This window comes from Lysinibacillus sp. C5.1 (genome assembly GCF_016350185.1).
Taxonomy (GTDB): Bacteria; Bacillota; Bacilli; order Bacillales_A; family Planococcaceae; genus Lysinibacillus; species Lysinibacillus sphaericus.
Genome location: NZ_CP066226.1, coordinates 2,295,216 through 2,315,416 on the forward strand (window position 1 = coordinate 2,295,216; position 20,201 = coordinate 2,315,416).

The following is a 20,201-nucleotide window of genomic DNA, read 5'->3' on the forward strand; positions in this document are numbered from 1 at the left end:
TATGTATACCGAACAATTACAAGCCTGGCATAAGCAACGCCATATAGACGTGACGGGTGCACAAGGTGATTTAACTTTAATCGCAATGCATGAGTTAACGAGTGAAAGTGAAACAACAGTGAAACAAATTGCTGGAAGCTGGAAGCCGACTAGTCCATCCGAACTAGGGCTTACATTAACGGCAACTGCTGAAGACCAATTATTCATTAACGGCGTGCTAGTGGAAGGTGAGGTGCATATAATTGCGGATGAAACAATCGTGCAAACGCGGAATGGCATCTCTGCAATGGCAACTAGTCAGCCTGGCTCTATGCATTTATTAGCCATTTGGGATGAAAACAGCCCTGCACTGCAAACGTTTAGCCATATTGCTGCATACGAAATGAACAAACAAGCAATTTATAACGGAAAGCTTATAAAAGATGATGCGATGATTGAATTTTCTCATACGGGTGATGCTCATCATGCAGCGCGTAGTCATGTATCAACAGGGGTCATTGAAGTGGAAATTGGCGGAGTACATTATAGGCTTCGACCATTTCAATCTGGGCGATATTCAATTATTATTTTCCGAGATGCAACAAGCGGTAACGAAACATATAGTATGGGTCGTATGTTAATCATCGAACAATTAGACGATGATACGGTACTTCTTGATTTTAATAAAGCCTTTTTACCGCCATGCGCATTTTCATCTTCTTTTAACTGTCCGATGCCTCCTTTAAGTAATCGTATACAAAGTAAGATTGAAGCGGGCGAAAAGCAAATCATTTCATTACATTCATAATGATGCACCTAATTTAGAGAAATAGGAGAAATAACAATGTTCAAAAACTCGAAAAATTTTATGTTAGCGTTATTAACAATGGCAGTACTAGTGGTTTTAGCAGCATGTGGTAACGATGAACCTTCTTCTAAGGGAAAAAGCAGTGATAAAAATGTTGTCAATATCGGTGTTACGTACCCAGCTAGTAACATTAATCCATTACAACCAAGTGGATTAGTTTCTACTTATGTTTCAAATCTATTATTTTTACCATTAGTTGATTTAGATTCAAAATTAAACTATCAGCCAATGTTAGCTGATTCCATTACAACACAAGATAATCAAACATTTACAATTAACTTAAACAAAGAAGCAAAATGGACAGATGGTACAGATATTACAACAGATGACGTAATTTACACATTGCAATTAATGGCAAACCCTGTCGTAGCGTCAAATTATGCGTACATGTTTGCTATTGTGGAAGGTTTAGATGATAGCGGTTATTTACCACAAGGTTCGAGTTCTATTTCTGGCGTGACAAAAGTAGATGGAGATACAATTCAAATTAAAACAAAAAAACCAACAACGTTATCGATTTTCCAAGATACAGTAGGGCGTTATTTATTAACATTACCAAAGGCACAACTTGAAAAAATTGCAGTGGAAGAGCTAAATGCAAGTGATTTTATGCAAAATCCAACCGTTACATCTGGTCCATTCATCATTTCAAAAATGGATCGTTCACATTATGTAGAAATGGTACCCAATAAAAATTACTTCAAAGGTGCTTCTTCTTTAGATCAATTAAACTTTAAGGTATTACAAGGAAATCAAATTGCTGCTCAATTAAAAAGCGGTGAAATTGATATGAACATACCGTCTGCAGGTGTTATTCCGGTATCAGATTATGCAAATGTGCAAGGTTTAAATACATTAACAACGGCTTATGGTGAACCATTAGCTACACAATATATGTATATTAATGAAAATGTTGTAGCGGATGCCAAGCAACGTCAAGCCATTTCATATGCGATGAACCGTCAATTAATTATTGATAATCTATTAAAAGGTGCGGGTGAAGTAACAGATGGCTTCTTCCCAAGCAACAGCCCATACTTAAATGAAGATGTTAAACCCGTTAAGTATGATTTAGAAAAAGCCAAACAATTATTAGCGGAGTCTGGATGGGATTCAAGCAAAAAGTTGAAATTAGCTGTGTTATCAGGTGATGCAACATTAGAGCAGGCTGCAAACATCATCGTAGAAAACTTACGTGAAGCAGGTATTACAGCTGAAATCCAAATGATGGATTTCGGAACGATTATTGATGAAATTGTAAGTCAGAAATATGATTTAGCGATTTTAACAGTATCTATTACACCGATTAATCCACTTCCTGATATTTCTTACTTCTTAGGGGAAGGCAATCCAAACGCTTATCACAATGCACGTGTGAATGAAATTTTAGCTGCATTAGCGACTGAAGTAGATGAAGTGAAAATAAAAGCGTTGTATGGTGAATTACAAGAAATAACACAACAAGAAGTACCAATGCCTTCCATTTATGCAACAACAGCATTAGGAGCAGTAAATAAACGTGTTAAAGGCGCTACACCAAGCGACTTCGGTATGTTTATTAACGTACATGAGTGGACTGTTAAATAGAGAGAGATAGGACGTGTTTATATGGAGAGTTTGCTGAGCGTAAAACAGCTGAAAACGGCTTTCGAAACTGAATATGGAAAAGTAGTCAGTGTCGACGATGTAAGCTTTGATGTGAAAAAAGGCGAAACATTGGCGATTGTAGGAGAGTCGGGAAGCGGGAAGAGCGTAACGGCACTTTCTATTATGCGTCTATTAGGGAAGCGCGGTTCAATTGTGCAAGGTGAAATGAATTTAGAAGGTAAAAACTTAACAGCACTTTCTGATAAAGAATTTCAACCGTTACGTGGGAATGAAGTTTCAATGATTTTCCAAGAGCCAATGACCGCCTTAAATCCTGTTTTTACAATTGGTCATCAGCTAGTAGAGACCATCTTACTCCATACAGATGTCGATAAAAAGGAAGCAAAAGCAATTGCGCAAAATATGTTAGATAAAGTGGGTATTCCTAATGCTACACGTGTGATGAAGCAATTCCCATTTTCATTATCAGGTGGAATGCGTCAACGTGTCATGATTGCCATCGCCTTAGTATGTAAACCAAAACTATTAATTGCGGATGAACCAACAACAGCACTTGATGTCACGGTACAAGCGCAAATTATGCGCGTAATGAATGATTTATGTACGGAGTTACAAACAGCTGTCTTACTTATTACCCATGATTTAGGTGTTGTTGCAGAAATGGCAGATCGTGTCATCGTTATGTATGCAGGGCAAGTTGTTGAAGAAGCTGATGTTTTTACATTATTTGAGCGACCATTACACCCGTATACACTGGGCCTAATGGATTCTATTCCATCCATGGATTTTGACGGTAAACAATTGAAGGCAATACCAGGGACGATACCGGGACGGTACCAAAATATTGTAGGTTGTCGTTTTGCAAATCGTTGCGCTTTTGCAACAGCGCAATGTAAAAAACAACAACCACCATTAATTGAAGTCGATAGTGGCCATAAAACGAGATGCTTCGAATGGCAAAAGGTATTGCACAAGGAGGAGAGTAGTCATGACAATCAAAGCTGAACGAAATAACTCTCCGTTACTTGTATTAGAAGATGTTAAAACTTACTATCCATATAAAACGGGGTTTATGAATTTAAAAACCGATTATGTAAAAGCAGTAGATGGTGTTTCATTCGAAATCTATGAAGGTGAAACAGTTGGGCTTGTAGGAGAATCAGGCTGTGGAAAATCAACATTAGGGCGAACAATTATTGGCCTAGAACCGAAAACAGGTGGCCGAATTTTATTTGATGGTCAACAAATGGATTATCGAACAGGTCGCGTAAGTCTAAGTCAACAAATTCAGATTGTTTTCCAAGATCCCTATTCTTCACTAAATCCAAGACAAACAATCGGATCATTACTTGCAGAACCGCTACGCGTACATAAAATTGTCCCCACGCATGAAATACAACAGGAAGTAGAGCGATTACTTGCGTTAGTGGGGCTTCCAGCGACGACCAAGGGACGGTACCCACATGAGTTTTCTGGTGGTCAACGCCAACGTGTCGGCATTGCTCGGGCATTAGCTGTAAGACCTAGATTATTAATTTGTGATGAACCTGTATCTGCATTAGATGTATCGATTCAAGCGCAAATTTTAAATTTGTTTAAACAGCTTCAAGATGAATTGGGCTTAACGTATTTATTTATTGCGCACGGTTTAGGTGCAATGAAATATATTAGTGATCGAATAGCTGTAATGTATGCAGGCAAAATTGTGGAGATGGGTACGACAGAGCAAATTTTCTTAAACCCACAACATGACTATACAAAAAAATTATTAAGTGCTTATCCAAAGCCAGATCCGACGAAACGAAGTATTATTCAGCGTGAAAAGGGGATAGATGCATGATAGGCTATATTTTAAGACGATTATTAATCGCCATCCCCGTGCTATTTGGTGTATCGGTTATTAACTTCATCATTATGCGAATGGCACCAGGTAATCCTGTTGATATGCTTGTAAGCCCCAAGCTACCAGATGCGGCAAGAGAGGCTAAAATGATAGAATTAGGGCTTAATGACCCAGCCTACATTCAATATTGGCATTGGTTAAAAAACTTAGTGTTAAATGGCGATTTAGGCTATTCGATGATTACGTATGAGCCCGTAACAGAGTTAATTGCCAGCCGCATGGGTCCGACCGTTATTTTAATGGGAACAGCTTTAGTATTAGGGTTAATGATTGCGATTCCAATTGGCATTTATAGTGCGACGAAGCAATATTCAAAGCTTGATTATACATTTGTAACGGGTTCATTTTTAGGGATTTCCATACCAAATTTCTTTTTCGCTTTATTATTAGTTTATATTTTCTCGATTCAATTAAACTGGTTGCCTTCAGGCGGTATGAAAGAATTAGGTTCTGAAGGAAGCCTTGGCTCACTTATATGGCATATGATTTTACCAGTGACGGTGCTTGTCGCAAACGTTGCTGGGCGGAACATTCGTTATGTGCGCTCGGGTATGCTTGAAATTATGGGACAAGACTTTTTGCGTACGGCTCGTGCAAAAGGTGTGAAGGAATTTTTTGTCGTGAATAAACATGCGTTGCGAAATGCTTTAATTCCAATTGTCACAATTGTCGGTTTAGAGGTTTCGATTTTATTTGGTGGGGCAGTTGTCATCGAACAAATTTTCTCTTGGCCAGGAATTGGTCAGCTTACACTTTCATCCATTATGAGTCGAGATTACTCAACGATTATGGGATTAAACCTCGTTGCAGCTTTCGTCGTAATAGCTGCCAATATTTTAACGGATATTGTATACGCATTTGTCGACCCACGTATTCGTAAAAGCTATGTTGGGGGTGGCAAACGATGAGTATATTTAAGCGATATTTTAATAAAAAACAATATGATACAGAGCAAACGGTCACTTGGCGTGAAGATTCTGCTATATCGAATACGAAGGGCATGTTTTGGAAACGATTCAAACGGCACAAATTAGCTGTAATGGGACTTTGGTTTTTAGCGATTGTAACGATGGCAGCCATTCTTGCGCCGATTTTTGCTCCATTTGACCCTGCTGAAATTACTGGTGAATTTAGTGCACCACCTTCTTTGCAGCACTTACTAGGAACTGATCAAGTGGGACGAGACGTGTTGAGTCGAGTTATTTATGCAGCACGTGTTTCGCTAGCTGTAGGTATCGGAGCTGTGGCAATTTCTGCGATTATCGGTACGGTGTTAGGTTTAATTTCTGGGTATTTTGGTGGCATGATAGATGGGGTTGTAATGCGTATTACAGATATGTTTATGTCATTTCCATATATTTTGTTTATTTTAGTTGTAGCAAGTATTGTAGGGCCTGGGTTAACGAATATCATTTTAATTTTAGGGGTATTAGGTTGGCCTGGTATTGCTCGACTTGTGCGCGGAAATGTCTTAGCGATTAAGCAATCAGACTATGTGAAAGCGAGTATTGCATTAGGATATAGTACGCCACGTATTTTGTTTAAGCATATTTTACCGAATACGGTTGCACCAATTTTGATTTATGCAACATCTGGCGTTGCAGGGGCAATATTAGATGAAGCAGCATTAAGCTTTCTAGGCTTAGGTGTACAGCCACCAGATGCAAGCTGGGGAAATATGCTGTCTAATGCCCAGTCGATTTCGATTTTAACGGATCAACCGTGGCTTTGGATTCCACCAGGTACTTTCATATTATTGACAGTGTTAGCCATTAACTATATCGGGGATGCATTGCGAGATGCACTGGACCCACATAATTCAAAGTAGTAAAGGGACAAATCCGTAAAAGTCATTAGTTTTCGGATTTGTCCCTTTTTGCATTTAGCATTTTCCGCTTACATTTTTCCCCTCTGCAAACGAAAAAACGGATTTGAAAATTTAATTCTTCAAATCCGTTTCGTTTTTTATTCGACTTTACCGTAATAATCAACAATTTTTAAGAATATTGTCGCGATATTTAACAATGCCCGCTCATCAAAATCGAATTTCGGATGGTGGTGAGGGAATTGTGTAGTTGCCTGTTCATTCGCAGAGCCGACGTGAATAAAGTTTCCAGGTACATGTTGTAAGTAATAGGCGAAATCTTCCGCTCCTAATACGGGTGTTTTCATTTCAAACGCTTCTGCTGTAAAGTGCTCTTTTATTAATTGTTCCACTACTACAGATTCTTCTTCTGTATTAATTAACACTGGATAGCCTTTTAAATAATCGATTTCATAGTCTACATAATTTGAAACTTTTAAGCCTTCTAAAATAGCGAAAATCTCTTTTTCAATCTGGTCACGTACATTTTGATTTAATGTACGAACAGTACCTTCTAATGTAGCAGTATCTGCAATAACATTAAATGCATTTCCTGCGTGTAAACTACCAACAGTGACAACTGCAGCCTCAGTTGGATTTACTCGGCGGCTAACAATTTGCTGGAAGTTTTGAATAAGCTGAGTCGCTGCGATGATTGAGTCCTTCGTTGTATGTGGATAGGCTCCATGTCCACCTTTCCCGAATAATTTAATCGTAAATGCGTCAACAGAGGCCATAATTGGACCAGCGGCAGTTGAAAGTTTTCCTAAAGGTAAGTCCGACGCTAAATGAGCGCCAAATACATAATCCACACCATCAAGTGCGCCATCCTCTATCATAAATTTTGCGCCACCTGGTGGTTTTTCTTCCGCAGGTTGGAAAATTAAACGAATAGAGCCCTTTAATTGCTCTTTATTTTGTTGCACGATTTTAGCGAATGCAAGTAGTGCAGCGGTGTGTCCATCATGTCCACATGCGTGCATAACGCCAGGTACAGTGGATTTATAGGGCACGTCCTTTTCATCATTGATTGGAAGAGCATCGAAATCGGCACGGAACGCGATTGTTTTTCCTGGTAATGCGCCATCAATGCTAGCGACGATTCCTTTTTTACCAACTCGTTCGCGGAATGAGATACCATATGCTTTTAAAGTATCGGCAATAAAAATGGCTGTATTGTCTTCTTCAAATGATAATTCAGGATGCATATGCATATAACGACGATTTGCTACAATTTCATCGAAAAGTGTATGTAATTGTGCTACTTGATTTTGAAAATTCACCAGATCACCTCTAACTAATATATGAAGTTGATAATACGGTTATTAAACCAAGTTGTCAAGTATGATATAAAGATTTAACCTGGGAAACTGGGAGTGACAGGCACGGAAAAAATTCTGAAAATTAAATGCATTTATCTGGTGTGTGTAAATGACCATTAGTGCAATCCTTTTGAGTTATTTATTGCTTTCCCATTTTTGCGAAGTTTTTGAGATATAAAATACCAACAATCATCATGAAAAAGCCAAAACCTTTATAAGTCATTGTTTTCATTGTTTCATTATAGACGGTTATATTTATGAAAATAGACCCAATAAATATTATCAATATTCCAATAATAGAGTTCAGCATTTTCAAAATCACTTATATACCTCCAATCACTATTCTACTGTTTTGATGCTTAAACAAAAGGACTTAGCCGATTACACTTAATGTAAATGGCATAAGTCCTAATTCGTAGAATCATAATTAAAGTGTTTCGCTCTTTAAACTTGCATCCTGACTAATTTGCTTCTTCTGAATACATACAATAACAAAGGCTTGTACCGTCATTGCTATGATGATGAATAATAAATGGGTATTTTGATAAAACCATTGTGACATAAAATAAAATATAGGTGCCGATGCTAAATAGGAAATATATTTGTTTTTCGTGGTGAAGAAAATAATTGTGGAAATGCAAGTAGTAACTAAAATAAGTTCTAATAACAAACCAATAGAACTACTATCTAAATAATATTGTAAATCGTTTAGATAAGCCATACCAATTTCACCTCCTTTGCTAGCAATTATTTTCAAATAATTGTAACATAGCACCGTTTTTATTGGTAGTTAATGGTTAAAAACAGGAGGCTAATGAAAACGACTTCATATTATATAGTGACAATATCTTTTTATAAAAAACGGTTATCAAAGTAAAGTAAAACTTTGAATAGCTACAAAAAAAGAAAAAAGACATATGATGATTAATAACCAACCTGTAAAATGCTTGAAACTTATAGTTTGTAATGAAGCCATACAATGCCAAACATATGCCCACTATTGAAAATAATATACGAAATATTTTTAACAATGTGATTCCCTCCAAATCATTTCTTTTTCACTTTTTCAAACTTTAGCTAAATCTATTAGTGTGATTTTATGTGATAGTGTCCATATGATGGCATTGGACTTTACGTTTCCCCACGTCAGATAGACCAAGTCTCCACTTTGTCCTCCTCCAATCCATTTTGTTGTATATACGTTATGTAAATGGTTTCAAATATTTCACGCGTCTCCACTAAATACTAATATAAGTTTTTTGAATTGGATTGCCAATGTGGATGCTGTCCTTGTCCTTTGCATTCTTTGGCAACCGAAAATTAAATCTACTATTTTAAGCTTTCTCCACAATCTACTAATATTTTTATTGAAGCACATAATCACTCCAATTAGCATAACGAAAGTCTTGTAGTTTTGTAAATGAGAGTATATAAAAACACAAACAAAATGAGTGCGAACACATACTATAAAAGAAAGCACGATAGTCTATACACTCTATTTAAGGAAAGTAACACTACAATAAATACGTCATTTTAGAAAGCGAAAACGAATCTACTTTTGGAAGGGGGAAATCGCGTGGTATCAATACGTCAAAAATTAGTCGCTGCGACTCAAGCTGCAAAAATTACAAATGGCAAAAACAATGCAAAAAAATATATTGTTGTTCATGAAACAGACAATACAAGCGTTGGTGCAGATGCAGATGCCCATGCTCGACTCCAAATAAACGGTAATAGTAGAAATGCTAGTTGGCATTGGCAAGTCGATGATCAAGAGGCCATACAATCTTTTGAACATTATTGGGAATGCTGGGGAGCTGGAACGTATATAGGCAATACACAAGGCATTCAAGTTGAAATATGTGTTAATAGCGATGGAGATTATAATAAGGCAGTAAAAAATGCGGCGAGTTTAATAGCAAAAATAATGAATGATGAAAATATAGCTATCGAAAATGTCGTGCAACACCATTATTTTAGTGGCAAAAACTGTCCTAGAAATATGCGTGCAGGGAAAATCTCATGGACTAATTTTTTGCAAATGGTAACAAGCAATGATACGCCAAAGCCTGAAAAACCACCTACCGAGTTATCGAAGTATCGAATTATTACAGGAACATATAGTACACGAAACGCAGCAATAAGCGTGTTAGATGTGATGAGAAAACGTTTTGGCTGGGTTGCTTATATTGAGCAGGAAGGGTCTAAGTTTCGAGTGAAAACAGGGACTTTTACAGGCATTAGTGCTGCTAAAAGTGCAGAAAATAAAATAAAGGCTGCTAAATTAGCGCAACTGACATACATTATCGATGCATAATGGCTCATCAGCTAATAATATGAGTATTTTAGTTGACTGCTTTTAGGAAATGAGTAAAATAGAAAGGCAGTACTATTATATACTTGAAACTTAGCAGCTAAGGGCAGTGCCTCAGAAGGTATCTGAGGCACATTTTCATGGAAAATTGTAAAATAGGAAGTTTTTTAGACCATTGTGCTATTAATAGCGAGCGTATGGAATCTAAAAAAGTAGCTTATTAATGTACAATTTTATGAAGTTAGTAGGGGGGACAAGAGCTGTCATGAAATTTTGACACTCTTTTTCTTTTCGTCTCCTCTATAACCTGTTAAGATGGTAATAGTGTGACAACAAGTTAGTGTATATGAGAGTGGTGACAATCAAGATGGATGAACAGAAAAAAGATGGTTTGGAACAACAGCAAGAGCAAATACAACAAGTAGAGGTAAAACCTGCAGGCCAATTTATTCAGATGAAGCCGTTTAAGTTTATTATGCTGATGTTCTTTACAATCTTAATTACCGCGGGCTTAACCATTTTTGCGTTAACTTTCGGTGAAAAGAAAGTGGTAGAAGTAAAAGTCCCAATTGAACGTGCGGAATTTACAAAACTATACGAAGCATTTGATATGCTTAAAGGCAAGTATTACAAAGATATCGATGATGAAAAAGTAGTGGATGGCGCCATTAACGGCATGTTTGATGCATTAGGAGATCCTTATTCTGATTTTATGGTAAGGGATGAAGCAGAAAAATTTAACTCGGGATTATCTTCAAGCTTCCAGGGTATCGGTGCTGAAATTCAAGAACGTAATGGTTTTATTACTGTTGTGTCACCTATTAAAAATTCACCCGCTGAAAAAGCAGGGTTATTACCAAAAGATATTATTTTAACAGTAGATGGTAAAAGCATTCAAGGTTTTAGCGCTTCAGAAGCAGTAGCACTTATTCGTGGCGAAAAGGGTACACCTGTAAAGCTTACAGTGAAACGTGGCGAAAATGCTGAACCTATTCAAATGACGATTATTCGCGATGAAATTCCTGTTGAAACGGTTTATGGTGAAATGCTAGATGGAGATATTGCACATATCCAAATTACATCATTTAATGAAGAAACAGCAAAAGAGCTAGAGAAAATCCTTGTTGAGTACGAAGGAAAAGGCATGAAAGGGATTGTCCTTGATTTACGCCAAAATCCAGGTGGATACTTAGATGCTGCGGTTGAAATTTCAAATTTATTTGTACCAGAAGGTAAAGCGATTGTACAAGTGCAGCAAAAAGACGAGGAGCCAGTTATTACAAAAGCTGTCGCAGGGAAAAAATATAATGTACCTGTAACCGTTCTAGTGGATAATGGCAGTGCATCGGCATCGGAAATTTTAGCAGGTGCTTTAAAAGAATCTGTAGGTGCTAAAATTGTTGGTGAAACATCGTTCGGTAAAGGAACTGTACAAAATGTTACACCTTTAAAGGATGGTTCTAATTTAAAATTCACAACTGGTAAATGGTTAACACCAAATGGTAACTGGATTAATGAAAAAGGCATTGAACCGGATGTAAAAGTAGCGTATCCAGCTTATGCTTCTTTACCAATTTTAGACCCGACGATTGAAATGAAAGAGGGCTTGCAGTCAGACTCTGTCAAAGTGGCTGAAGAAATGTTAGAAGTGCTAGGTTATGAACCTGGAAAAGCTGACGGTATCTTTGACCAATATACAGAACGAGCTGTGAAAAAATTGCAAGCTGATAATAAGCTTGAAGAAACAGGCATTATAACGAACGAAACAACTTACGCATTGATGGATGCGTTACGTGAAAAAATGAAATCAGAAGATCCGCAACTGTTAAAAGCAAAAGAGCTTGTCTCTGGTGTAAAAGAACAAACAGAGGGAACAACAAACTAACACTGTAGCTGTCGCAGAAGTCGTCTCGTACGGCAATGCGACAGCTTTTTCTTTAGGAGGAATGAATTGTGAAGGATGTATATTTATTTAGTGGATTTCTTGGAAGTGGTAAGACATCTATGCTGACTGATGTTATACGACAACTAAAAGAAAAAGGGTTAAAGCCGGCTGTAATTATGAATGAACTTGGCAAGCTACCATTTGATTCTCAAGCTGTAGAAGAGGACGTGCCGCTCAAAGAGATGCTAGAAGGCTGTATTTGTTGTTCAGGAGCTGAAAAAACAGAAGCTCAAATTCAGTCTCTTCTATTAGATAGTGAATTTGACGTTCTAATTATTGAAACAACTGGAGCGGCTCACCCTGTAGAAGCATTGGATGCTGTCTATTCCCCTATCTTTGCTGAGCAGTTAAATGTCAAGGGGATTGTTACAGTTGCGGACTCGAAGCTTTGGTTACATCGTGATACATTAACACCGCAAGTGCGTACATTGTTTATGGAACAAATTCGTCACGCGCATTTATTACTAGCCAATAAAACCGATTTATTAACAGAGGCGGAGCAAGCGCAAGTCGTTTATGAGCTACAAGGTTTTAATCCCCAGGCATTTATTTTGCAAACAACAAATGGGCGTGTACCGTACCATTTACTAGAAAATTTATCTGCCACCGTTAAAATCGATAAGCAACATATTGTGAAAGCCCCGATAGCCTCCATGCATTTAGGCTCTCGTTTAGTTGAATTTGAAGGTGTTCACTTTACACAAGAGCAAATTGAAGAGTGGGTACGTGGTTTACCAGATACGGTGTACCGAATGAAAGGCTACGTTCCAATAGAAGGCGTTAAAAATCCAATGCTGTTTCAGTATGCCTATGGAATGGTACAATGGCTGCCAGAATTCATTAAAATGCCTGCAAAGCTTGTTTTAATAGGTGAAAACATTGGTCATGTTCATGTCATAGGTATTGATTAAACAATTAGTGTACCATGCTTTACTTTAGAGAATAAACTTCATCTGCCCGTGTTCTTTCTGAAGATTTAAGTCATTCAGTGGAGCCGAGCAGATTTTTTTATAGGCATAGCCAAAAAATGATTTTGCTCACTTTTTATTTTCGACAGGCAATTTTAGTGATTGGCCAGTGTGCTATTCTATTAAAATCGTAGTCAAAATACGAACAAAAATTGAATACTGTCAACCCTATTTAAAACGTAAGTATTTCATAGGTTGGTGAAACTTGCTAAAAAATATAACAAAAAAACCCCTGTTTAACGGAAACTACTTTTCTATTGGACATGCTAGCAGATGTTGGGAAGATTTTTTATAGAATCATACTTTACGATAGGTTGCAGATAGGAGGAATTGCAAAATGAAAAAAACACTTACTGCAATTTGTGCAACATTTCTTTTAGCAGCTCCAATTCAATTGGCTTCTGCTGCTTCTAATACTACAGAAGGGAACACAGCAAATCAGACAACGAACTGTAAAGTTTACTATTATAATAATTGGTCAAATCACAAGTGGGTTGTAACTAAACCAAATACAACTGCACCGTCAAAAGATACGCAAACAAATCAACAAACAAATAAACCAACAAATCAACAAAATACGACAACGACAACACCACCAACTACATCTAATCCGACTACAACAACATCGGATGTGAATGCTTTTGAACAAGAGGTAGTGAAATTAACGAATGCTGAGCGTACGAAAGCAGGATTAAAGGCTCTACAAACAGATGATAAACTGATGGCTGCAGCACGAGAAAAATCTCAAGACATGCAATCAAAGAAATATTTTTCACATACGAGCCCAACATTTGGTTCACCATTTGATCGTATGAAAGCGCTAGGCATCACTTATAAGAGTGCGGGTGAAAATATCGCCCAAGGTCAACGTTCTCCACAAGAAGTTGTACAAGCTTGGATGGATTCACCGGGTCACCGTGCCAATATTTTAAATGCTAATTATACACATATTGGTGTAGGGTATGTGAAGTCAGGTAACTACTGGACGCAACAGTTTATCCAAAAGTAATATTGTGAAAATTTAATAGAAACAACGTATTTAAATAGGATGTCCAATAAGTCTTCAAGGCTTATTTGGATGTCTTTTTATTTTTTAAGGTAAAAAAATTATAAACAATGAAGAAAACAGGATAATCCAAAGGCATTGCCGTTTGAAATAAGCCATTTTTGCCTATACTTCCAAGTATAGGAGGCGTTTTATGAATAAAGTGGAATTAATGATGAAAAGCTTACAAAAAGCATTTAATCAATCATCCGATTTTACAGTAAGACAAGTAGACTGGCGAGAAGGAACGTCTGCTATTTTATGCTTTTATTCCTCGCTTGTAGATGCAAAAGAAGCGCAAAAATTACTCGATACAATTTATGCACGTTTAGATACAAACAAGCCGTTCTGGAGTGAAACGATAATGACGACTCTGAAGCCATTTTCGTTACCACAAGCCATCGAACATATTTGTAATGGTGAAACGCTAATCATTATTCCTGATACAGGTGAAATGCTTTCACTTACGATTGTCAATCAAGTACACCGCAATCCTGAAGAGCCGAATAATGAACATGTTCTGCGCGGATCACATGAAGGACTAGTAGAAAGCGTTGAAACCAATTTAGCCTTATTACGCAAACGAATTCATAATCCTTCGCTGGTCGTAAAATCCTTTTCAATTGGCAAAGAGACAAATACAAAAGCTTATTATCTTTACATTGACGGAGTCATTAAAGCAGAAACGTTAGCTGAAATTGAAAAGCGTATCGATGGCATTAACATCGATTATTTTTATAGTGTTGGTCAACTAAGTGATGAGTTAGAAGATTCCGTATGGTCGCCTTTTCCTCAATTGCTTAATACGGAGCGTCCTGACCGGGTTGTTGCTAATTTAGTTGAAGGTAAAGTGGTGTTGATAACGAATATCTCTCCAACAGCATTGATTGCACCTGTTACGTTTTTTTCTTTTTATCAATCGCCTGACGATTATAATGGTCGAGTATTGGTAGGTTCTTTTTATCGCATGGTGCGGTTATTTTCATTTTTTGCTGCTGTTTTTTTGCCGGCATTTTACATTGCAATTATCAGTTTTCATTTTGAAGTATTGCCATTAGAGTTGAGTAATCAGGTGAAAAATGATGTGAATGAAATCCCTTATCGGCCATTAATAGAGGCGCTAATATTAGAAATTATTATGGAGCTTATACGGGAATCTAGTATTCGATTGCCTCAATCAGTGGGGCAGACCATAGGGATTGTCGGAGGATTAGTTATAGGTGATGCCATAGTAAGTGCTGGATTAGTGTCGAACTTAATGGTAATTGTCGTCGCTTTAACTGCAATTTCTAGCTATGTTGTACCGTCAGTAGAGCTTAACACCTCTATCCGTATATTACGATTTCCATTTATGGTACTAGCCTCACTATTTGGCTTTTTCGGCATAGTTATTGGTGTAGTGGTATTGTTAATTCACCTTATTAATTTAAGCTCTTTAAAACAGCCATACTTTGCTCCAATTGTGCCGTTCCAACCAAAAGAAATCTATAAAGTGTTCGTGCGAGGACCGTTCTTTAAACCTACTGTCCAAGTGACATCTTTTAGTTCACCGAAAGATGACAGTGTAAAGAATGGTGATACACCTTGAATTTTTCCTTATCCAAAGGGCAATTTTTTTTACTAATGTTTTTCATTGAAACAGGAATTATTTATATTTCCTTTCAGACGCCTTTAATAAGCGAAAGTAAAAATAAGGCCTGGGTGCTATTTATCGTAGCAACCACATTACATTATTTAGTATTACTATTTTTTGAGCGGTATTATCGATATTTTTACTTGAATACATTTTTTCAATGGGTGTATAAGGTGTATTGGTTTTTAATGATAGCGACATTTTTAGCCTATATGGTGTATGTTTTAGCATCATGGGTTTTGCCTCAAACGCCCGAGTGGATAATCATCGTTTTCATTGTAGCACTGTCGTTATACGGTAATGTAAGTCGACCAGAAACCGTTATTAATATTGGTGTTATGTTTATTCCGCTTATATTTATTTTTATCATTTTTTTAATGCTTGCGGTTCCAGATCTTACATGGACAAACTTATTACCGCTCGAATTTAATAATTATAAGGAAATAATTCAAGGCATTATTCATAGTGTTTTTGCATTTATGGGAGCGGAAATGTATCTGATTTATCGTCCTTTTTTACAAAAGGAATTGACTTTAAAAAGCAAGCAAATATTGATGTATCAGCTCATCATTTTTGTCTTTTATTTGATTTCCGTTATGTTTTCCCAAATGTTTTTTACTATCGAAGAGATTAAGTTAGTGCCAGAGCCAATTATCTATATTTTAAAATCTCAAGAAGTTACATTTGTAAAGCGACTAGATATTTTCTTTGTTTATATTTGGTTATCCTGGTCCATCATCACAGTATTAATTTTTAATTTAACGATAAGGGTCGTCCATTTTGGAATAGGTAAGAAAGGAACTAAAAAGACAACCGTTTTTTATCATCTATTGCTTGCGATTGTGCCAATTTTTTTAGTTAAGTTTAAGGTGATTGAATTAATGAAAAATTCCTTCCATTATATAATATTAATTTTCACTTTTCTCTTACCGATTCTCATCATTTTATGGAATAAATGGAGGGGGAAAACGTGTATCGAAAAGCAATAATCGTTCTGTCAGTTGTACTACTTGCGGGTTGTTGGGACGAACGCTTATATAAAAATTCATCAGTCGTATCCCTTGCTGGTATAGAAGGGACAATGGGCGAATATAAAGGATATTATGCTTATCCGAAAACAATTAATAAGCAAAGTCAGATTATGTTAATTGAAGCAAAAGGTATTTCTCCACGTGATGTACGAAATAATGCCGATTTGAAGGTTGAACAAACACTTGACTTGTCTGAACTTTCAACATTGCTTATTTCAATTGAAACGGTAAAAGAACCTTTATATGACCTATTAGATATTTATTTTCGTGATCCTCAAAATCCAATTTCTATTAAAGTGGCATTGACTGAGGGGAGTGTAAAACCTTTTGTTGAGTTAACAAAAGAAGTAACGGATAATGCAGGAGGTTATTATCAACGCTTTATTGAAAGTACAGAAAAAAATACAATTTACCCTAAACTGAATTTACAAATGATCGGATCGACATTGTTTGATAATGCCAAAGATATTGCCATCCCTTATATTAAAATGGATGAAGAAGAACATAGCGCGGAAGCTGCAGGAGTGGCATTGTTTTCTGGGCAAGTGTTTACTGGGAAAATTTTGGATCCTAAGCAATCCTTTTATATGCTTTTATTAATGGATAAAGCGAGTCAACATGCACGTATACAATATATGCTCAAGCTCAATAACGAGGATGTACCTGTCACTGGGGAGGTAATCCATTTAAAAAGAAAATGGATCATCAATGAAGAAATGAAAAAAATAACAATGGATTTTAAAATTGACGTAGAAATAGAAGAGTTTTCAAAAGATCATTTGTATAAAGAGGAGACGTTTAAAACGATAGAGGAGATGTTCCAACAAAGAATACAAGCTGATTTTGAGGAAGTAATAAAAATACTGCAAGAACAGAAGTCCGACACGTTAGGGATAGGACGTTATATTCGCGCCTATCATCCCAAATTCTTCGAGGAAGACTGGCGCGAGCAATATGCTTCACTTACGATTGAACCAAAAGTGAAAGTAACGATTATTCGTACAGGCATACTCCGTTAATAAGGAGCTTGCATCTATTGTTTAACTAACAAAACGCAAAAATGTTGATGTTGAATCACCATTTTTGCGCTTTTTTCATTATAGGGCAAATTTTCTTTGTACGCGTAATAAACGGATTAATAAGGTAATAGCGCCTGCAGATAGACCAGCTACAAGCCCTAACCAATAACCAACTGGACCCAAATCAGTATAGTTAGCTAGTACATAACCTGTAGGCAATCCAATAATCCAATACGAGATAATAGCCATGATAAATGTGATGGTCACATCCTTGTATCCTCGTAATGCGCCTTGCACAGGTGCTTGAATAGAATCAGATAGTTGGAAAATGGCAGCATACACTAAAAAGACTTGCGCATTTTTTAAAACTAGCTCATCGCTTGAATACATTGTAGCGATTTGTTCGCGAAGTAAGTAGAGAATGCAAGCTGAGAAAAAACTAAATAGTATTGCTGTACCTACGCATAAATAGCTATAGATTTTTGCATCACGTAAACGTCCCGCACCAATTTCAAAACCTACTAAAATCGTTACACCCATTGAAATACTTAGAGGAACCATATATAACAACGACGTAAAGTTAATGGCGATTTGATGGGCAGCGATGATTTCTGTGCTAAAGCTACTCATCATCATTGTGACGGCAGAAAAAATACTCGTTTCCGCAAATAAGGAAATACCGATTGGCACACCAATAACTAAGATTTCTTTCCAGCTAAGCCATTGTAACTTTGGCCATTCACGGAAAATAGTAAAGTGTTCAAAAGGCACGCGTTTAGCAATAATCCAAACCGTAATAAAGAAAATTAGCCAATATGTAATGGCTGTTGCAACACCTGCACCAACACCACCAAGCTCAGGTGCACCGAACTTTCCGAAAATGAAAATATAATTTAAGAAAATATTAATAGGTGCTCCTAGCAGTGTAATAATCATGGTTACTCGTGTTTGACCTAACGCATCGATAAAACAACGTAGAACAAAAAATAAAAAGAGTGGAATAAGACCAGCGCACATTGCATGAATATAAGATTTAGCAATGTTATGTACAGCGGCGTCTAATTGCATATTTCCCAGTATCCAATCGAGCCCGATAAATAATATGATAAAAATACATGCAGAAAGTACAAGTGCGACATATAAGCCTTGCTGCACTGCTTGTTTTGCTAATTGTTCTTTCTTTGCGCCAACAAGCTGGGAGACAATCGGTGTTATTGCTAATAATATACCTGAAAGCCCAGTATAGATAGGCATCCAAATGGATGACCCAATGGAGACTCCTGCCAAATCAGAAGTACCGTAGCGGCTAGACATTAAAATGTCGAAAAAAGAAATGAGATAAATGGCTACTTGGGTAATTAGAATAGGTACAATGATTTTTAAAATGAGTGAATACTTTTGCTTTAACGTTGTCGTTTTATACATAGTGAGTAACTTCCTTTTATAAGCATGATGAATTAGTATAGCATATAGTAAACATCATATGATGAAAAATTAAAGCTTCATCTATATCTTTTCTTTCGCATATAGTAAAATAAAAGACTGTAAACAAAAGTGGCGTTTGCTACAATGGCTTTTAAGGAATAGGAGAATTTACGTGAAACAACAAACAATCATTTTAACCGGTGGTGGGACAGCAGGCCATGTATCACTTAATCAAGCGATATTACCTTCTTTACTTGAACTAGGTTACGATGTCCACTATATTGGTTCAGAGCAAGGTATTGAAAAAGAATTAATTGGCGAGGCATTTCCTGACGTCCCGTTCTATGGGATTGCTAGCGGGAAATTGCGTCGTTATTTCTCTATGAAAAACTTTACGGATCCTTTTAAAGTACTTGCTGGCATTATGCAAGCATTTCGCATTATAAAGAAAGTAAAGCCAGAGGTTATTTTTTCAAAAGGTGGTTTTGTCTCTGTACCTGTCGTGATGGCAGCAAAAGTGGCAGGCGTACCGGTTGTCATACATGAATCCGATGTAACGCCCGGATTAGCTAATAAAATTGCACTTCCATTTGCTTCGCATATCTTCACTATTTTTGAAGAGACGCTTCAGCACTTGCCAAAGGAAAAGGCTACTTGTACAGGTTCCATTATTCGTCAAGAATTATTTAATGGGAATAAAGCAAAAGGCCTTGCTTTCTGTGGCTTTACGGCGTCAAAACCTGTTCTTTTAGTGATGGGGGGAAGTCTTGGTTCGGTTGTGTTAAATGATGCATTACGCCATAATTTACCTGAACTACTTCAAACATTTCAAGTAATACATCTATGTGGAAAAGGAAATAAAGACGACAGCTTAGAGTCAATGAAAGGCTATAAACAGTTTGACTATGTTACGACGGAATTACCGGATTTACTGCATGCAGCAGATTTTGTTGTTTCTCGTGCAGGGTCTAACTCTATATTTGAATTTTTAGCCCTGCATAAGCCAATGCTATTAATTCCTCTATCTGCACAAAAAAGTCGTGGCGATCAAATTTTAAATGCAAAGTTATTTAAAAAGCAAGGGTACGCTGAAGTTTTACAAGAGGAAGAACTAACAAAAGAAACATTTATGAAATCAGTTTATACGTTAACAGCGCGTAAATCAGAAATCATGCCAGCAATGGAAAAGACGCAAAGACCTAAAACGCCAAACGAAATGGCGAGGTTAATATTGCAATATAAAAAATAAAAAGCTATGTGTACTGTTATAATAAACA

General features: G+C 36.8%; 17 protein-coding genes. 14 read left to right on the forward strand and 3 right to left on the reverse strand.

All coding sequences use genetic code 11. From position 1 onward, the window contains the following. The first annotated feature begins 1 nt into the window (after position 1). The 6 genes from I5435_RS11125 to opp4C are packed head-to-tail and all read left to right on the forward strand — an operon-like array spanning position 2 to position 6,186. Entirely contained in the window at positions 2-787 is a 786-nt protein-coding gene (locus tag I5435_RS11125; protein WP_337983825.1) for a DUF1684 domain-containing protein, read from the forward strand. Positions 788-823: 36 nt separating this feature from the next. Further along, positions 824-2,434 (forward strand): ABC transporter substrate-binding protein, encoded by a 1,611-nt coding sequence (locus I5435_RS11130; RefSeq protein ID WP_337983826.1) that lies wholly within the window; start codon positions 824-826, stop codon positions 2,432-2,434. Positions 2,435-2,455: 21 nt separating this feature from the next. Continuing rightward, a complete protein-coding gene (locus I5435_RS11135; RefSeq protein WP_337983827.1) occupies positions 2,456-3,460 on the forward strand; it encodes an ABC transporter ATP-binding protein in 1,005 nt (334 codons plus the stop codon). Continuing rightward, on the forward strand, positions 3,444-4,295 hold the full coding sequence (locus I5435_RS11140) for an ABC transporter ATP-binding protein (protein ID WP_024361614.1): 852 nt from the start codon (positions 3,444-3,446) through the stop codon (positions 4,293-4,295). Before I5435_RS11135 ends, I5435_RS11140 begins: the two co-directional genes overlap by 17 nt. After that, on the forward strand, positions 4,292-5,266 hold the full coding sequence (locus tag I5435_RS11145) for an ABC transporter permease (RefSeq protein ID WP_229386717.1): 975 nt from the start codon (positions 4,292-4,294) through the stop codon (positions 5,264-5,266). The genes I5435_RS11140 and I5435_RS11145 overlap by 4 nt, the downstream gene beginning before the upstream one ends. After that, positions 5,263-6,186 (forward strand): oligopeptide ABC transporter permease, encoded by a 924-nt coding sequence (gene opp4C, locus I5435_RS11150; protein WP_108030298.1) that lies wholly within the window; start codon positions 5,263-5,265, stop codon positions 6,184-6,186. The genes I5435_RS11145 and opp4C overlap by 4 nt, the downstream gene beginning before the upstream one ends. Positions 6,187-6,323: 137 nt before the next feature. Here the strand turns inward: opp4C and I5435_RS11155 are convergent, their stop codons facing one another. Further along, positions 6,324-7,505 (reverse strand): M20 metallopeptidase family protein, encoded by a 1,182-nt coding sequence (locus I5435_RS11155; RefSeq protein ID WP_337983828.1) that lies wholly within the window; start codon positions 7,503-7,505, stop codon positions 6,324-6,326. A 466-nt stretch (positions 7,506-7,971) separates the two neighbouring features. Next, positions 7,972-8,265: a hypothetical protein gene (locus tag I5435_RS11160; RefSeq protein ID WP_024361620.1), complete on the reverse strand. Its 294-nt coding sequence runs from the start codon at positions 8,263-8,265 to the stop codon at positions 7,972-7,974. An 855-nt stretch (positions 8,266-9,120) separates the two neighbouring features. On the opposite strand from I5435_RS11160, the gene I5435_RS11165 reads away from it, so the two are divergent. The 7 genes from I5435_RS11165 to I5435_RS11195 all read left to right on the forward strand — a co-directional run bounded on the left by I5435_RS11165 (position 9,121) and on the right by I5435_RS11195 (position 17,499). Beyond that, positions 9,121-9,861, forward strand: a complete 741-nt coding sequence (locus I5435_RS11165; protein WP_024361622.1) for an N-acetylmuramoyl-L-alanine amidase — start codon at positions 9,121-9,123, stop codon at positions 9,859-9,861. Between the two features lie 364 nt (positions 9,862-10,225). Beyond that, positions 10,226-11,743, forward strand: a complete 1,518-nt coding sequence (locus I5435_RS11170) for a lmo1851 family serine protease (RefSeq protein WP_024361623.1) — start codon at positions 10,226-10,228, stop codon at positions 11,741-11,743. Positions 11,744-11,811: 68 nt separating this feature from the next. Next, positions 11,812-12,714, forward strand: a complete 903-nt coding sequence (locus I5435_RS11175; protein WP_024361624.1) for a CobW family GTP-binding protein — start codon at positions 11,812-11,814, stop codon at positions 12,712-12,714. A 394-nt stretch (positions 12,715-13,108) separates the two neighbouring features. Beyond that, a complete protein-coding gene (locus I5435_RS11180; RefSeq protein WP_024361625.1) occupies positions 13,109-13,780 on the forward strand; it encodes a CAP domain-containing protein in 672 nt (223 codons plus the stop codon). A gap of 190 nt (positions 13,781-13,970) precedes the next feature. Further along, a complete protein-coding gene (locus tag I5435_RS11185) occupies positions 13,971-15,404 on the forward strand; it encodes a spore germination protein (protein WP_337983829.1) in 1,434 nt (477 codons plus the stop codon). Beyond that, the gene (locus tag I5435_RS11190) at positions 15,401-16,438 is read left to right on the forward strand and encodes a GerAB/ArcD/ProY family transporter (protein WP_024361627.1); all 1,038 of its coding nucleotides are present in this window, start codon (positions 15,401-15,403) and stop codon (positions 16,436-16,438) included. Before I5435_RS11185 ends, I5435_RS11190 begins: the two co-directional genes overlap by 4 nt. Next, on the forward strand, positions 16,420-17,499 hold the full coding sequence (locus I5435_RS11195) for a Ger(x)C family spore germination protein (RefSeq protein WP_337983830.1): 1,080 nt from the start codon (positions 16,420-16,422) through the stop codon (positions 17,497-17,499). The genes I5435_RS11190 and I5435_RS11195 overlap by 19 nt, the downstream gene beginning before the upstream one ends. A gap of 78 nt (positions 17,500-17,577) precedes the next feature. Here I5435_RS11195 and I5435_RS11200 read toward each other — a convergent pair whose 3' ends face one another. Next, a complete protein-coding gene (locus I5435_RS11200; protein WP_337983831.1) occupies positions 17,578-18,924 on the reverse strand; it encodes an MATE family efflux transporter in 1,347 nt (448 codons plus the stop codon). Between the two features lie 172 nt (positions 18,925-19,096). Here I5435_RS11200 and I5435_RS11205 point away from each other — a divergent pair, with 172 nt between their 5' ends. Further along, on the forward strand, positions 19,097-20,173 hold the full coding sequence (locus tag I5435_RS11205; protein ID WP_337983832.1) for an undecaprenyldiphospho-muramoylpentapeptide beta-N-acetylglucosaminyltransferase: 1,077 nt from the start codon (positions 19,097-19,099) through the stop codon (positions 20,171-20,173). The last annotated feature ends 28 nt before the right edge of the window (positions 20,174-20,201 follow it).

What these genes read in the sequence shown, in the direction of transcription:
- I5435_RS11125 (WP_337983825.1), top strand. Translation starts at nt 2, where the DNA reads ATGTATACCGAACAATTACAAGCCTGGCATAAGCAACGCCATATAGAC.
- I5435_RS11130 (WP_337983826.1), top strand. Translation starts at nt 824, where the DNA reads ATGTTCAAAAACTCGAAAAATTTTATGTTAGCGTTATTAACAATGGCA.
- I5435_RS11135 (WP_337983827.1), top strand. Translation starts at nt 2,456, where the DNA reads ATGGAGAGTTTGCTGAGCGTAAAACAGCTGAAAACGGCTTTCGAAACT.
- I5435_RS11140 (WP_024361614.1), top strand. Translation starts at nt 3,444, where the DNA reads ATGACAATCAAAGCTGAACGAAATAACTCTCCGTTACTTGTATTAGAA.
- I5435_RS11145 (WP_229386717.1), top strand. Translation starts at nt 4,292, where the DNA reads ATGATAGGCTATATTTTAAGACGATTATTAATCGCCATCCCCGTGCTA.
- opp4C (WP_108030298.1), top strand. Translation starts at nt 5,263, where the DNA reads ATGAGTATATTTAAGCGATATTTTAATAAAAAACAATATGATACAGAG.
- I5435_RS11160 (WP_024361620.1), bottom strand. Translation starts at nt 8,265, where the DNA reads ATGGCTTATCTAAACGATTTACAATATTATTTAGATAGTAGTTCTATT.
- I5435_RS11170 (WP_024361623.1), top strand. Translation starts at nt 10,226, where the DNA reads ATGGATGAACAGAAAAAAGATGGTTTGGAACAACAGCAAGAGCAAATA.
- I5435_RS11180 (WP_024361625.1), top strand. Translation starts at nt 13,109, where the DNA reads ATGAAAAAAACACTTACTGCAATTTGTGCAACATTTCTTTTAGCAGCT.
- I5435_RS11185 (WP_337983829.1), top strand. Translation starts at nt 13,971, where the DNA reads ATGAATAAAGTGGAATTAATGATGAAAAGCTTACAAAAAGCATTTAAT.
- I5435_RS11200 (WP_337983831.1), bottom strand. Translation starts at nt 18,924, where the DNA reads ATGTATAAAACGACAACGTTAAAGCAAAAGTATTCACTCATTTTAAAA.